General features: G+C 55.9%; 13 protein-coding genes. 4 read left to right on the top strand and 9 right to left on the bottom strand.

Going from position 1 to position 14,056, the window contains the following annotated elements:
• Window positions 1-87: 87 nt before the first annotated feature.
• The 7 genes from BZK42_RS08255 to entC all read right to left on the bottom strand — a co-directional run bounded on the left by BZK42_RS08255 (window position 88) and on the right by entC (window position 7,500).
• Entirely contained in the window at window positions 88-285 is a 198-nt protein-coding gene (locus BZK42_RS08255) for a YbdD/YjiX family protein (RefSeq protein ID WP_019076244.1), read from the bottom strand.
• Window positions 286-348: 63 nt separating this feature from the next.
• Entirely contained in the window at window positions 349-2,454 is a 2,106-nt protein-coding gene (gene cstA / locus BZK42_RS08250) for a pyruvate/proton symporter CstA (protein ID WP_016152202.1), read from the bottom strand.
• A 184-nt stretch (window positions 2,455-2,638) separates the two neighbouring features.
• Window positions 2,639-3,052, bottom strand: a complete 414-nt coding sequence (gene entH / locus BZK42_RS08245; RefSeq protein WP_029139447.1) for a proofreading thioesterase EntH — start codon at window positions 3,050-3,052, stop codon at window positions 2,639-2,641.
• 2 nt (window positions 3,053-3,054) lie between these two features.
• Complete coding sequence (entA, locus tag BZK42_RS08240; protein WP_046275112.1) at window positions 3,055-3,810, bottom strand: 2,3-dihydro-2,3-dihydroxybenzoate dehydrogenase EntA; 756 nt, start codon at window positions 3,808-3,810, stop codon at window positions 3,055-3,057.
• Window positions 3,810-4,667 carry an isochorismatase gene (locus BZK42_RS08235; RefSeq protein WP_016152199.1) on the bottom strand — a complete coding sequence of 286 codons (858 nt, stop codon included), beginning with the start codon at window positions 4,665-4,667 and terminating at the stop codon, window positions 3,810-3,812. The genes entA and BZK42_RS08235 overlap by 1 nt, the downstream gene beginning before the upstream one ends.
• A 13-nt stretch (window positions 4,668-4,680) precedes the next feature.
• The gene (gene entE / locus BZK42_RS08230) at window positions 4,681-6,291 is read right to left on the bottom strand and encodes a (2,3-dihydroxybenzoyl)adenylate synthase EntE (RefSeq protein ID WP_046275113.1); all 1,611 of its coding nucleotides are present in this window, start codon (window positions 6,289-6,291) and stop codon (window positions 4,681-4,683) included.
• Window positions 6,292-6,324: 33 nt separating this feature from the next.
• Window positions 6,325-7,500 carry an isochorismate synthase EntC gene (gene entC, locus BZK42_RS08225; protein ID WP_016152197.1) on the bottom strand — a complete coding sequence of 392 codons (1,176 nt, stop codon included), beginning with the start codon at window positions 7,498-7,500 and terminating at the stop codon, window positions 6,325-6,327.
• A 187-nt stretch (window positions 7,501-7,687) separates the two neighbouring features.
• Between entC and fepB the strand changes: the two genes are divergently transcribed.
• The gene (fepB, locus tag BZK42_RS08220; protein WP_046275114.1) at window positions 7,688-8,644 is read left to right on the top strand and encodes a Fe2+-enterobactin ABC transporter substrate-binding protein; all 957 of its coding nucleotides are present in this window, start codon (window positions 7,688-7,690) and stop codon (window positions 8,642-8,644) included.
• 58 nt (window positions 8,645-8,702) lie between these two features.
• Here fepB and entS read toward each other — a convergent pair whose 3' ends face one another.
• Entirely contained in the window at window positions 8,703-9,941 is a 1,239-nt protein-coding gene (gene entS, locus BZK42_RS08215) for an enterobactin transporter EntS (protein WP_016152195.1), read from the bottom strand.
• A gap of 109 nt (window positions 9,942-10,050) precedes the next feature.
• Here entS and fepD point away from each other — a divergent pair, with 109 nt between their 5' ends.
• From fepD to fepC, 3 genes are read left to right on the top strand one after another with little or no spacing between them, the layout of a single operon-like run.
• Complete coding sequence (fepD, locus tag BZK42_RS08210) at window positions 10,051-11,058, top strand: Fe(3+)-siderophore ABC transporter permease (protein ID WP_046275115.1); 1,008 nt, start codon at window positions 10,051-10,053, stop codon at window positions 11,056-11,058.
• Window positions 11,055-12,047 carry an iron-enterobactin ABC transporter permease gene (gene fepG, locus BZK42_RS08205; protein ID WP_016152193.1) on the top strand — a complete coding sequence of 331 codons (993 nt, stop codon included), beginning with the start codon at window positions 11,055-11,057 and terminating at the stop codon, window positions 12,045-12,047. The genes fepD and fepG overlap by 4 nt, the downstream gene beginning before the upstream one ends.
• The gene (fepC, locus tag BZK42_RS08200) at window positions 12,044-12,841 is read left to right on the top strand and encodes an iron-enterobactin ABC transporter ATP-binding protein (protein WP_046275116.1); all 798 of its coding nucleotides are present in this window, start codon (window positions 12,044-12,046) and stop codon (window positions 12,839-12,841) included. Before fepG ends, fepC begins: the two co-directional genes overlap by 4 nt.
• A 46-nt stretch (window positions 12,842-12,887) precedes the next feature.
• Here fepC and wzz(fepE) read toward each other — a convergent pair whose 3' ends face one another.
• The gene (gene wzz(fepE), locus BZK42_RS08195; RefSeq protein ID WP_046275117.1) at window positions 12,888-14,021 is read right to left on the bottom strand and encodes an LPS O-antigen length regulator Wzz(fepE); all 1,134 of its coding nucleotides are present in this window, start codon (window positions 14,019-14,021) and stop codon (window positions 12,888-12,890) included.
• Window positions 14,022-14,056: the final 35 nt, after the last annotated feature.

Here is a 14,056-nt window from a genome sequence, read left to right as displayed (position 1 = left end):
CTGATGGCGGCAACGCAGCGCCCCCCTGGTGCTTACTAGAGTAAGTGACCAGGGTGAACACGCCTGCAGCTTGAATGATGAAGAGCATTAACAGCAGCGTGCGCCGCCTTTCCCCCCGTAGCGCGCATCCTGGCGTTCGCGGAAAAATTCTTCGTAGGTCATTGGCGTCAGGTCCGGATGCGTGACGCGCATATGCTCAACATAGTTGTCGTAATCCGGCACACCTATCATTAATCGGGCGGTTTGACCCAAATACTTCCCGGCTTTAGAGAGCGTTTCAAACATAGTGGTTCCCTGTCGAACAAACGCCCTCCCCATTCAGGAGAGGGCTCGTTGGTTAAGAGAATATTAGTGCGCGCCTTTCGCCTGCGCCACGATCTCTTCGACATTCTCAGGCATCGGTTCGTATGGCGTTTCTTTCGACGTAGGTTTGTCCTCTTTCAGTGCTGCCAGTGCAGTTTTGATGGAGAACAGACCCAGCACCACAACGACTACCATGAAGAAGATAGTGAGACCCGCATCCAGGCGGTTGTTAAACACCAACTGCGTCAGCTGCGACTGAGTGTACTGCGCCGGAATATTACCGCTGTCGATCATCGCCTGGAACTTGTTAGCGATGGCGAGGAAGCCAATTTTCGCATCCGGGCTAAACGCTTTCTGCCAGCCGGCGGTCAGGGTACAAATCAGCAGCCAGGCCGTTGGCACCAGCGCCACCCACGCGTAGCGCTGACGTTTCATCTTGAACAGCACCACCGCGCAAAGCATCAACGCCATACCGGCCAGCATCTGGTTGGCGATACCAAACAGTGGCCACAGGGTATTAATACCACCCAATGGATCCACCACGCCCTGGTGCAAGAAGTAACCCCAGGCCAGCACGCACAGCGCCGTTGCCAGCAGGTTCGCAGGCAGCGAATCGGTACGTTTCAGACCCGGTGACACCACGCCCAGCAGATCCTGCAGCATAAAGCGTGCGGCACGCGTACCGGCGTCTACCGCCGTCAGAATAAACAGGGCTTCAAACAGAATGGCGAAGTGATACCAGAACGCCACATCCATCATGCCGCCCAGCGCACCATGCAGAATATACGCCATGCCCACCGCCAGCGTCGGCGCACCGCCTGCGCGGGAGATAATGGATTGTTCGCCGACATCGTTCGCAATCTGATGCAGCGTATCAGGCGTGATAACAAAGCCCCAACTGCTCACAACCTGTGCCGCTGACGCAACCACATCGGTGGTTCCGGCAGGTGCCAGTACAGCCATCGGGCTGTTCATCGCAAAGTAGACGCCCGGGTCGATAACGCAGGCCGCCACCAGCGCCATAATGGCGACAAAGGATTCCATCAGCATCCCGCCGTAGCCAATAAAACAGGCCTGACCTTCATTCGCCAGCATCTTCGGCGTGGTGCCGGAGGCAATCAGCGCGTGGAAACCAGAGACCGCACCGCAGGCGATGGTAATAAACAGGAACGGGAACAGGTTACCGCTCCAGACCGGGCCTGTACCGTCAACAAACTTGGTCAGCGCAGGCATGGTCAGCGTCGGACGCATGATCAGAATCCCTACCGCCAGACCAACAATGGTACCAATTTTCAGGAAGGTAGAGAGATAATCACGCGGTGCCAGCAGCAGCCACACCGGCAGTACGGCGGCGACAAAGCCGTATCCCACCAGCATCCAGGTCAACTGTACGCCGGTAAAGTCAAAGTACGGTGCCCAGGTCGGGCTTTCAGCCACCCAGCCGCCGGAAATAATAGCAAACACCAGGAATACCAGACCGATGACCGACACTTCACCAATGCGGCCCGGGCGCAGATAACGCAGGTAAATCCCCATGAAGATCGCCAGCGGGATAGTAAAGGCGACGGTGTAGGTTCCCCACGGGCTGTGGGTCAGCGCTTTCACGACGATCATCGCCAGTACCGCGAGGATAATCACCATGATCATAAAACAGGCCACCAGAGCAATGACGCCCGCCGTTGGGCCCATTTCTTCTTTCACCAGTTCGCCAAGGGAACGACCATCGCGACGGGTAGAAACAAACAGCACCATAAAGTCCTGCACCGCCCCCGCCAGTACCACCCCGGCAAGCAGCCAGATCATACCCGGCAGATAGCCCATTTGCGCCGCCAGCACCGGTCCAACTAATGGACCCGCTCCAGCAATCGCCGCGAAATGGTGGCCAAACAGCACTTTTTTATCGGTAGGAACATAGTCCAGACCATCGTTATGACGCACAGCTGGCGTCATACGCGTCGGGTCCAGCGCCAGTACATTTTTCGCGATGTACAGGCCGTAGAAACGGTAAGCGATAAGGTAGACACAGACCGACGCCACGACTATCCACAACGCGTTGATCTGTTCGCCACGATTTAATGCGATATAGCCGAGGGCAAATGCTCCCATAACGGAGAGCACTGTCCAGACGAGGTACTTCCCTGATTTATTCATACTTGGTTTTCCGTTGTCCTGGTCAGAGAGATGTTACATTTTGTTTCTATAACATCTTTTCTGAATTTAACAACCTGACAACCATGTAAACCCGAAGTATCACTGAGTATTTACATTGCATTGTTAACTGGATCACTTCATTTAGCCGTTAACCCTGCAATTTCATTTTACTTTGTCGGGCGACTCACCCCATCACCGCAGTGCCTAAACGACAGGTGCAACAGCGTCGTCCCTGCTCATCAAAGATGACGATTTCCCAGCTTTGACTCTGACGCCCGAGGTGCAACGGCTGGCAAACGCCGCGCACTTTCCCCTGCGCAACCGCCCGATGGTGCGTGGCGTTCAGTTCCGTACCCACCACACACTGCCCGTCGCGAGTCATCAGATAACCCGCCATCGAACCCAATGTTTCCGCCAGGGCCGCCGACGCGCCGCCGTGCAGCAGACCAAACGGCTGATGCGTCCGGCTATCCACCGGCATTTCGGCTTCCAGCACATCATCCCCCAGTCGGGTATAGACCATGCCTAAATGCGCCACCATCGTGTTCTGACTGGTGGCATTCAGTTCATCCAGCGTTAAATGACGTTTCCAGATCATCGTCATGCCCCCAGCGTGGAGCCGCCGTCCACCACGATATCCTGAAGCGTGATGTGGCTCGCCAGATCGGAAGCGAGGAATAAAATCGTGTTAGCGATTTCCTGTGGACGAGCGATTTTTCCCAGTGGAATGCCGAGCTTAAACTGCTCGCCAAACCCACGAATGCGCTGTTTCTCCGCGTCATCGCTGACCCACAACGTACGCTGCATGTCGGTGTCGGTCGAGCCTGGCGAAACCACATTGCAACGCACACCGCTGCCTGCCAGTTCAAGTCCGACGGTCAGTGCCAGGTTTTTCAGCGCGGCTTTTGACGCACCGTATGCGCTCATACCGATACGCGGCGTGTGCGCCGCATCCGACGCGACGGTCACGATTGCCCCGCCCTGCTGGCGACGAAACTGCGCCATCGTCTGTTGAAACAGATTGAACGCCCCACCAACGTTAACCGCAAACGTCTGCTGCCACTCCTCAATACTCAGCGCATCGGTGGCCCCCATACGCAAAATACCCGCCGCATTGACCAACACATCCAACCGCTCGCGCGTTTGCAGGACGCGCTGACACACCTCAGCCACCTGTTCAGCATTCGCCACATCCAGCACTTCGGTGGCAAACGGGTAGTTATCCTGAGAAAATTCACGATCGAATCCTGTCACCTCAGCACCCGCTTTCACAAACGCCAGCGCGGTGGTGTAGCCAATCCCTTTTCCCGCGCCGGTTACCCAGACGGTTTTCCCTGCGAAGTCAAATCCTGACATTACTTCACCTCGCGAGAGAGCAGCGTCCACCAGGCGTCAATGGTCGGGTTTTTCGCCAGCATCACGAAGTCAATATCGCCATGAACCTTACGCCAGCGCGCCGCCAGCGCCATCATGCGCACGGAATCCAGTCCGTAGTCGATCAGGTTTTCGTCATCCATCGGCTCTTCGGACTCATCCAGCAGCGGCAGAATAATGCTGCGTAACGCATCTTTGCTGGCCGGTACCGGCGTCGGTAATAATTCCTGAGTCATCACCACACGCCCGGAGCGTCCCGCCACGTATTTCAGCGACATCAGATGTTCGTCACGGCTAAAGTCTGCCAACGCATCGGCAACCATAAACGGCTTGATGTCGCGCATAAAGGCGTCTGTTGCGGTGGTCATACAGCCAATATGCGCATACACGCCGGTAATGATCAGTTGATTACGTCCGGTCTCCTTAAGCATCTGTTCCAGCGGGGAGCGATGAAATGCGCTGTAACGCCATTTCACCAGAATGGTATCCGCTTCATCCGGCGCCAGCGCCTCAACGATTTTCTGCTGTTCCGGCGAACGCGTCAGTCCCGGTCCCCACATATCATTGAGCAGAGCGCGGTCTTCATCACTCTGTTCTTTCGGCTGAGCGGTGTAATACACCGGAATGTTATGCTCTTTGCAGTACTGACGCAGTGCGGCGATGTTAGCGACGACCTGCTCCATCATCGGGCAGTTATCGCCCCAAAAACCGATAAAATAGTCCTGCATGTCGTGGATCAGCAGTGCGGCGCGTTCGGGGTCAAACGCCCAGTCCACTTTGTTCACCGGAACATCAAGCGCCGTGGGTAGCGCATAAGCCTGCAGTTTAGGAATTGCCATCTCTTATTCTCCTTCAGGCCAGTGAACGTGATGCCAGCCACTGACGTAATTGTTTTTTATCTACTTTCCCAACCGGAGTCAGCGGTAACGACTCAACGCACTCCACGCGGTCAGGTAATTTAAATTCCGCTACGCCCTGTTCGCGTAGAAAACGACGCACCTGCACCGCTCGCAGCGGCTCTTTTACCACCAACCAGGCACAGCTTTTCTCGCCCATCAGTTCGTCATCCATACTGACCAGCGCGGCATGGATCACCATCGGGTGGCGCAGCAGCAGGTTTTCAATCTCTTCTGCAGCGATCTTCTCTCCACCGCGGTTGATCTGATCCTTCTCGCGTCCCTGGACGGTGATGTAGCCATCTCGATCGATGGCGATCAGATCGCCGGAGCAGTAAAAACCGTTGGCGTCAAAGGCGCTGGCATTGTGCTCAGGACTGTTGAAGTAGCCGCGGAAGGTGTATGGGCCACGCGTCATCAGGCGCCCGGTTTCTCCCTCGGCTAAAGGGTTGCCGTCAGCGTCTGCTACCCAGACTTCATCATCGGGACACATCGGGCGGCCCTGGGTATTGATGATACGTTCAGGACTGTCGTCCAGACGGGTGTAGTTCACCAGTCCTTCCGCCATGCCGAAGACCTGCTGCAGCTGGCAGCCGATCTCCGCCGGAATACGCGCCGCAAGCGAGGCGGAAAGCCGTGCCCCACCGACCTGTAGCAGCGTCAGCGAAGCCAATTGCGCATTGCTCCCCCACTCCGCAATTGCCTGCAGCCACAGGCTCACCGCTGGCGGCACTAGCGCCGTGACGTTAACCTGATGCTGTTCAATCAGAGGGAAGCACAGGGTGGCGCTCGGGTCAGCAGCCAGCACGACGGTGCCGCCAGCCAGGAATACCCCCAACGCGCCAGGCGAACTCATCGCGTAGTTATGCGCCGCCGGGATCGCGCATAAATAACGCGTTTCCCCGGTGAAGCGGCAAATCTCATTGCTGCGACGCACGCTGTAGTAGTAATCGTTATGGGTACGAGGAATCAGCTTTGGCGTCCCGGTAGTCCCGCCTGAAAGCTGGAAATAGGCCACCTCATCAGCAGGCGATGGCGTGGCGGAAAAATTAGTCGCAGGCTGGCTTATCGCCGTTTGCAGATTGTGTTCGCCTTCATCATTGCGCAGTTGCACCACGCGCACTGAATTGTGTTCAGCCACAAAAGCGTTAAGAAAATCGTCCCCGCTAAACAGCGCATGCTGACGATCGGCAATCAGCAGCGCCGGTTCAATCTGTTTGGCATAGGCGTTAAGTTCATTACGCTGATGGCTGAATAATGCCAGCACCGGAGCTACACCCAGCTTGAGCAGCGCAAAGAAAGTGATATACAGCTCAGCCACGTTGCCCAGTTGCACCAGCGCGGTTTCGCCGGGTTTGATCCCCTGACGGCGCAGGCTGCAGGCGAGATTGTCAGTGGCCTGATTCAGTTGGCGATAGCTCAGGTGGCGTTCGCCATCGATCACCGCCGTATGGTCGCTGTCGGCGTGACGGGTCAGAATGTCGGTCAGCGGCAAATCCTGCCAGTAACCTTTTTCACGATAGCGGCGGGCAAACTCCTCCGGCCAACGGGTGAAAGGAATACTCATTATCGCTCCTTAGAGGCCTGGTCAATAAGGCTCTTAATGCAGTCCAAAAACATTCAACATCGTGGAGAGTTTGGCTCCCGTTTCACGCCATTCCGCAACCGGGGACGAAGCCGGAACAATCCCGGCACCGGCAAAGAAACGTACCTGATTACGCAGCAGCTTCGCACAACGGATCGTCACCACCCATTCGCCGTTACCTTGGGCATCACACCAGCCGACAATGCCACCGAACAGTTCGCGATCGAACGGCTCCAGCTCGGCGATAAGTTTGCGCGCAACCTGATGCGGGAAGCCGCTCAGCGCAGGCGTCGGATGCAGCAGGCACGCGAGCGTCAGGGCGTTTTCTTGCGCGTTGGCTTTACCCTCAAACGGCGTGCCGAGGTGCCAGAGCGTAGGCGTGGTGACCAGTTGCGGAGAAGAAGGGAGTTGCAGTTCACGGCTGCGATCGCGCAGGACATTTTTCATGGCCTGCGTCACCAGTTCGTGCTCATGGCGATCCTTTTCGGACGCCAGCAGGCGGATACCCGCCTCCCGGTCCAGCACATCGTCCGGTTGACGACGTGCCGAGCCTGCCAGCGGTAATGAGCTGAAACGATCGCCTTCTTTGCGTAACAGCAGTTCCGGACTGGCGCCAATCAATACGCCACCGTCTTCAAGAGGGACGTGGAAGTTGTAGCTCGCCGGATTTTGCGCCACCAGGCGCTCCAGCAGCGCCCCGCTGTCAATATTGGCATCAGCGGTGATATCGATCAGACGTGACAACACCACTTTGTCGACTTCCGGGGTTGCCGTCAGCGCAGCCGCGCGAGCGACCATATCTTCAAAGAAGTTCTGTTCCGGGATCGATTTACGTTCAACGACGTTCAGCGACTGATGAGCGTTAAAGTAACGAGATGATTGCTGCTTCGCCGTTCGGGAGAACGTCTGCCACGACTGGGGAATAAACAGCGATGACGGCTGGCGGGTGTCAAAAGGAATCGCCCCGACCATGATGGGGTTAGCGATACCCTGCGCTTTGGCATCAGCAAACAGTGCATGCATTTTCTGTTGGAAAGGGCTGTCTGGCGAATCGCCATCAATTGCCGGTTCCGCATAGCGGGCGAAGCATCCTGACGTCGTAAAACTACGGTACGGCGACATAAAGAAAAAACTGTCGGGAGCGAGCGTCGGCATAGTCTGCGTTTTTTCCTCGGCCAGTGACGTTTCCATATCATCCTCCAAAAATGATAAAAGCTCTAATAATGATTATCATTTATATTTTCGGTCGCTAACCTAAAAGCAAAGCGGCGGTATGTCAACTCTTGTGGCAGCACAATGTGCGACTTTGGCTTGCATCCTTGTCCACTAACAATGAAAATGAGAAGCATTACTTATACTGATAACAGGATGCTGATTCGTGAGTCTCCCCTCTTTTTGCCGCACCGTGCTCTTACTGGCAGGTTTGTCTATTTCAGGAATTTCTTTAGGTTATGCCGCCGACTGGCCGCGTCAGGTTACCGACAGTCGTGGTACGCATACGCTGGAACATAAGCCGCAGCGAATTGTCTCCACCAGCGTCACCCTCACCGGCTCGCTGCTGGCAATTGATGCCCCGGTCATCGCCAGCGGCGCCACTACGCCGAACAATCGCATCGGCGATGCACAGGGCTTTTTACGCCAGTGGAGCGAAGTGGCAAAGGCGCGCAAACTGAGCCGCCTGTATATCGGCGAACCGAGCGCTGAGGCCGTGGCAGCGCAAATGCCGGATCTGATTCTGATCAGCGCCACCGGGGGAGATTCAGCCCTCGCGCTATACGATCAGTTGTCCACCATTGCGCCAACGCTAATCATTAATTACGACGACAAAAGCTGGCAGGCGCTGCTGACGCAGTTAGGTGAAATTACCGGTCAGGAGCAACAGGCGGCTGCGCGTATTGCCGAGTTTGATAAGCAACTGCAGGCGGTCAAGCAGCGTATTACCCTGCCGCCGCAACCGGTCAGCGCGCTGGTATACACCGCTGCAGCGCACAGCGCCAACCTGTGGACGCCTGAGTCGGCGCAGGGCAAGCTGATGGAGCAGTTAGGTTTCACCCTGGCACCGCTGCCTGCCGGATTGCACACCAGCCAGAGTCAGGGCAAACGCCACGATATCATCCAGCTTGGCGGTGAGAACCTGGCGGCTGGCCTGAACGGCGAAGCGCTGTTCCTGTTCGCTGGCGACAACAAAGATGCCGACGCCATTTATGCTAATCCGCTGCTGGCACATCTGCCTGCCGTGCAGAATAAACGTGTTTACGCCCTGGGTACGGAAACCTTCCGTCTCGACTACTACAGCGCGACCTTGCTGCTGCAACGTCTGTCAGCTCTCTTTTAATCGCCAGCGCCGGATACGGCTAACGCCTTATCCGGCCTACAAACCGTAGAAGACAACGCTATCCGGCATTCACAGGCATTTGTCGGAATCGGCGCACTTCTCCCAGCAACAGCAGCAGTAGCAGACCGACAATCACCAGCCCAAACCCACTTACGCTTGCCGAAGCAACCGGTGTCATCATCGCCCCCAACCCCCCTAACAGCGCCGCGCCGATCGCATCTCCTGTAACGTTCTGCGCAGTCCACAAACCGTTAATTCGCCCGAGCATCGCTTCTGGCGTCTGCGTCTGTAACAGGGTGTACTGCAACAAAGAGCTGACCGCACTCAGCCAGCCGAACAGCGCCAGGCAGACAACGCCAAGCTCCCAGACCGGCATCAACCCAAACAGACCGATAGCCAGGAACGAAGCCACGGTCGATACCAGCATGATCAGTCCCGGACGCACGCTGTGCGCCAGTTGCCCGCTGGTCAACGCGCCCACCGCCGCGCCAAGAGGAATGGCCGCATACAGCAGACCTATTTGCGCACTCGACATTTGCCAGTTAATCGCCAACGCGGGATACAACACGCGCACGGCGCTCGCCATAGTCAACAGACCGCCAAGCAGCGCAATGCCGCCAATCAGCGGGCTGGCAAGCAGAAAGCGAAATGCTGCCAGCAGCGATTTTAGCGGATGCTCGCGCGGCTGCGGCGGAGGTGGCAGCGCGGGAAGGCTCAGCAACGGCAGCAAGGTAATGAAAGTGCCCGCCGCCGCCAGACCGTAGTTCCACGCCACGCCACCGGTCGCAAGCAATACCCCGCCAAGCATCGGCGAAATAACCGAACCCAGACGTACCGTCAACATGGTAATCGCCCCGGCCTGCATCAAATTCTCCCGGCCAACCAGCGCCGGTGTTGCCGCCAGCAACGCGGTCACGCCCAGCGAGGCAAAGAAACCGTCCCATAAGCCAAGCAAATAAATCGCCAGTAACGACGGTTCGGGCAGCAGCGCATTCAGACACAGACCAATAAAGCCGATTCCGCAGGTTCCACGAGCCAACAGGATCACTTTTTTACGCTCATAGCGGTCGGCCAGCACCCCGCCCACCATCAGACCAATAAACATTGCGCTGCCGGTCAACGTTACTGACAAACCTACCTGCCAGGTCGACTGGGTCATCATCTGGATCTGTACCGGAACCGCCACGCCGAGTAGCCCCAAAGAGACAATGGAAATAAAACGGGCGAGGAAGACGGCGCGAAATGCAGGGTGGGTCTTTAACAGGCTGAGATTGAGCAGCCAGGATTGTCGATTCATTACAGAGCCTTACCAGGTACTTTTTCAATATCCATTAGATGGCTGCACATGCTAACATATCCAAATAAGATCGATAACGATAATTACTATCATTATCAGGGAAGTTGATATGTCATGCTCTGTTTCCGCGACACGTGCCTTCGCCGTGCCCGGACTATTGTTATTACTTGTTCTCACCACGGTATTAAGTCTGGTTATTGGCGCCAAGTCGCTACCTGCCTCCGTGGTGCTGGATGCACTTACCAGCAGTTGTCAAAGCGCTGATTGCACCATCGTGCTGGACGCGCGACTGCCGCGCACGCTGGCGGGGCTGCTCGCCGGTGGGGCGCTGGGTCTGGCTGGTGCATTAATGCAAACGCTCACGCGTAACCCTCTCGCCGATCCCGGCATTCTGGGCGTTAATTCCGGTGCCAGCTTCGCTATTGTGCTGGGAGCCGCGCTGTTCGGCTTTTCCTCTGCGCAAGAACAACTGCTGATGGCCTTTTCCGGGGCGCTGGCCGCGTCGCTTATAGTGGCATTTACCGGCAGCCAGGGCGGCGGGCAGTTAAGCCCGGTACGCCTGACGCTGGCGGGCGTTGCGCTGGGCGCGGTGCTGGAAGGATTATCCACCGGAATCGCCCTGCTCAACCCGGATGTCTACGATCAGTTGCGTTTCTGGCAGGCCGGTTCATTGGATATCCGCAGCCTGCAAACGCTGAAGGTCGTCCTGGTGCCGGTACTGATTGCCGCGGCTGTCGCGTTGTTCCTTAGCCGCGCCCTGAATAGCCTGAGCCTCGGGAGCGACACCGCCACCGCACTTGGCAGCAAAGTCGCTCGCACGCAGTTTATTGGCCTGTTGGTGATTACCGTACTGTGCGGCAGTGCGACCGCGATTGTTGGCCCTATCGCCTTTATCGGCCTGATGATGCCGCATATGGCGCGCTGGCTGGTGGGGGCAGATCACCGTTGGTCGCTGCCCGTTACCCTGCTGGCAACCCCCTCTCTGTTGTTAATTGCCGATATCATCGGTCGCCTGATTGTCCCCGGCGAACTGCGCGTTTCAGTGGTCAGCGCATTTATCGGCGCGCCGGTGCTTATCTTTCTGGTACGCCGGAAACCGCGCGGGGGTGGAGCATGATGCACCTCTCCCGCCGCCTGATAGTCAGCAGCCTGCTGCTGGTTGTAGGTTGTCTCGCCGTTGGCTTGTGGAGCCTGCGTAGCGGCGTCGTTACGCTGGAAACCCAGCAAATTATTGCCGCTCTGCTTGGCGATGCGCCGCGCAGTATTACGCTGGTGGTGACCGAATGGCGTTTGCCACGCGTGCTGATGGCGCTATTGATAGGCGCGGCGCTCGGCGTGAGCGGTGCAATATTCCAGTCGCTGATGCGCAACCCGCTGGGCAGCCCGGATGTGATGGGTTTCAATACCGGTGCCTGGAGCGGTGTGCTGGTGGCAATGGTGCTGTTCGGACAGCATCTCACCGCTATCGCGCTTGCGGCCATGGTTGGCGGGGTCCTGACGTCTCTGGTGGTCTGGGCGCTCGCCTGGCGCAATGGTATCGACACCTTCCGGCTGATTATTATTGGGATCGGCATACGCGCCATGCTGGTTGCGTTCAACACCTGGCTACTGCTGAAGGCATCATTAGAAACCGCGCTGACCGCCGGACTGTGGAACGCCGGATCGCTCAATGGCCTGACCTGGGCCAAAACCTGGCCTTCTGCCCCACTGATTATCCTTATGCTGGTGTGCGCCACGCTGCTGGTGCGCCGGATGCGTTTACTGGAAATGGGTGATGACAGCGCCTGTGCGCTTGGCGTCAGCGTAGAGCGCTCACGCCTGATGATGATGCTGGTTGCGGTTGTACTGACCGCTGCCGCCACCGCGCTGGCTGGCCCTATCTCGTTTATTGCCCTTGTCGCCCCACATATCGCGCGGCGAATTAGCGGCACATCGCGCTGGGGATTAACCCTGTCGGCGCTGTGTGGCGCGTTGCTGCTGTTGATGGCGGATTTATGCGCCCAACAGCTGTTTATGCCTTATCAGCTTCCGGTGGGCGTTGTCACCGTAAGCCTCGGCGGTATTTATCTTATCGTCTTGTTAATTCAGGAGTCCCGCAAAAAATGATCGAATCAGTAGCCCGTTTGCGTGGCGACCAGTTAACGCTGGGTTATGGCAAATTTACCGTAGCGGAAAACCTCAATGTGTCGATTCCAGACGGTCACTTCACCGCAATTATCGGGCCAAACGGCTGCGGAAAATCAACACTACTGCGCACGCTTAGTCGTCTGATGACGCCCGCGCACGGTAAGGTCTGGCTCGACGGCGAGCATATCCAGCACTATGCCAGCAAAGAGGTTGCTCGCAGAATAGGTTTGTTGGCGCAGAACGCCACCACGCCGGGTGATATTACGGTACAGGAGCTGGTTGCCCGTGGGCGCTACCCGCATCAGCCATTGTTTACCCGCTGGCGAAATGAGGATGAAATCGCGGTCTCAAACGCAATGCAGGCGACGGGAATCACTCATCTTGCGTCACAAAGTGTGGATACCCTTTCCGGTGGACAACGCCAGCGCGCATGGATTGCGATGGTGCTGGCGCAGGAAACGTCGATTATGCTGCTCGATGAACCTACCACCTGGCTGGATATCAGCCATCAGATCGATCTGCTGGAGCTGCTGAGTGAGCTAAACCGGGAGAAAGGGTATACGCTGGCCGCCGTTCTGCACGATCTTAATCAGGCATGTCGCTATGCAACGCATCTGATTGCGCTGCGTGACGGAAAAATTGTTGCCGAGGGTGCGCCGAAGGAGATCGTCACCGCGCAGCTTATTGAAAAAATCTATGGTCTGCGCTGTATGATTATCGACGATCCGGTTGCCGGAACGCCGTTAGTGGTGCCGCTTGGGCGCAATAAATAGCAAGATTTACCGTCTGGCGGACTGCTCGCCGCCAGACGAAATGTCATCACACCAGTTGTTGATCAATAAACGTCATTTTTTGCTTACGCGCCACCATGGCGTAATTCAGCAGAACACCACCACACGCCACCATGCCACCCAGCAAAGCGGCCAAAATAACGATCATCGATTTTGCCGGACCATCTTTATGCACTGGCAGCGAAGGTGAAAGTTGATATTTAAATGGCGTAAATTTTACATCATTCACATTCATAGCTAACAGCTGTTCAACGTGATATTGGCGGTTACGTAATTCACCGTTAATTTCAGCAACATCCGTTACCGACTTTTCTATTTCTAATTTACGTGCAATGCCGTCAGCGCCCAGTGAAATAGAGAAATCAGGGTCATCTTTCACCGCCTGGCCATTACTGTAGACCGGTTTTTTAATCCCAGCGGCATTCGCAATTTCCAGTGAATAATGCAGTCGCTGGATTTTGGCGTCCAGTTGATTCTTAAGCCTGATGCGATCCATCTCCAGTCTTTCTTTCTCAAAGCTGGTTTTGATGGACAGTTTATTGCGAATATCTTCCAGCGTTTCTTTCACCACAGCATCAGAAATATACTGGATATAGCCCTTCAGCACAGACTGGGCTTCTTCAGCCTGGGGCGCGGTAAAGCTTAGCGTCCATGCGGTATACAGCGAAGTCTCATTCTTTTTTCCCACATTGCTGTCAACCGCGTTCATTTTTTCACTGAGCCTGACAATTGCCCGATGCAGGTCCATTTCATCGATATCCGCGCCTTTCAGTTGTTCCATCACGTAAGGAGAAGAACGCAGATACTCTTCCAACAATGAGGGCGACTGAAATTTTTTGATAAACAGATTAAATACTTCACCACGGCTAACGTTAATATCCATATCCAGCACGCGCAATTTGGTCAACGTATTTTCGAGGTTCTGCCACTGGACGGGCTCGGCCGGCGTCACGATGGCCTGACTGGTCCATTTTTGCGGTAGTAGAAAAGAGACCAGAATACCCACACAGGCAAAGGCGAAAACGGTCGCCATAATTTTCGTCCTGGCACGCCATAAGATTTCGATAAGATTAACTAAATCGATTTCATTAGCATTTACCGCTGGCTGAGGATATGCAGTAAAATCCGAAACGTTATCTTGCTTAATATTTAATGATGACATGTGTGTGACCTGAGATCCGTACCCAAAGAAGAACA

Origin of the sequence: Citrobacter braakii (assembly GCF_002075345.1) — a bacterium.
Lineage (GTDB): Bacteria > Pseudomonadota > Gammaproteobacteria > Enterobacterales > Enterobacteriaceae > Citrobacter > Citrobacter braakii.
The sequence above is the reverse complement of the archived record's forward strand: the minus strand, read 5'-3'. Positions and strand labels throughout refer to the sequence as shown.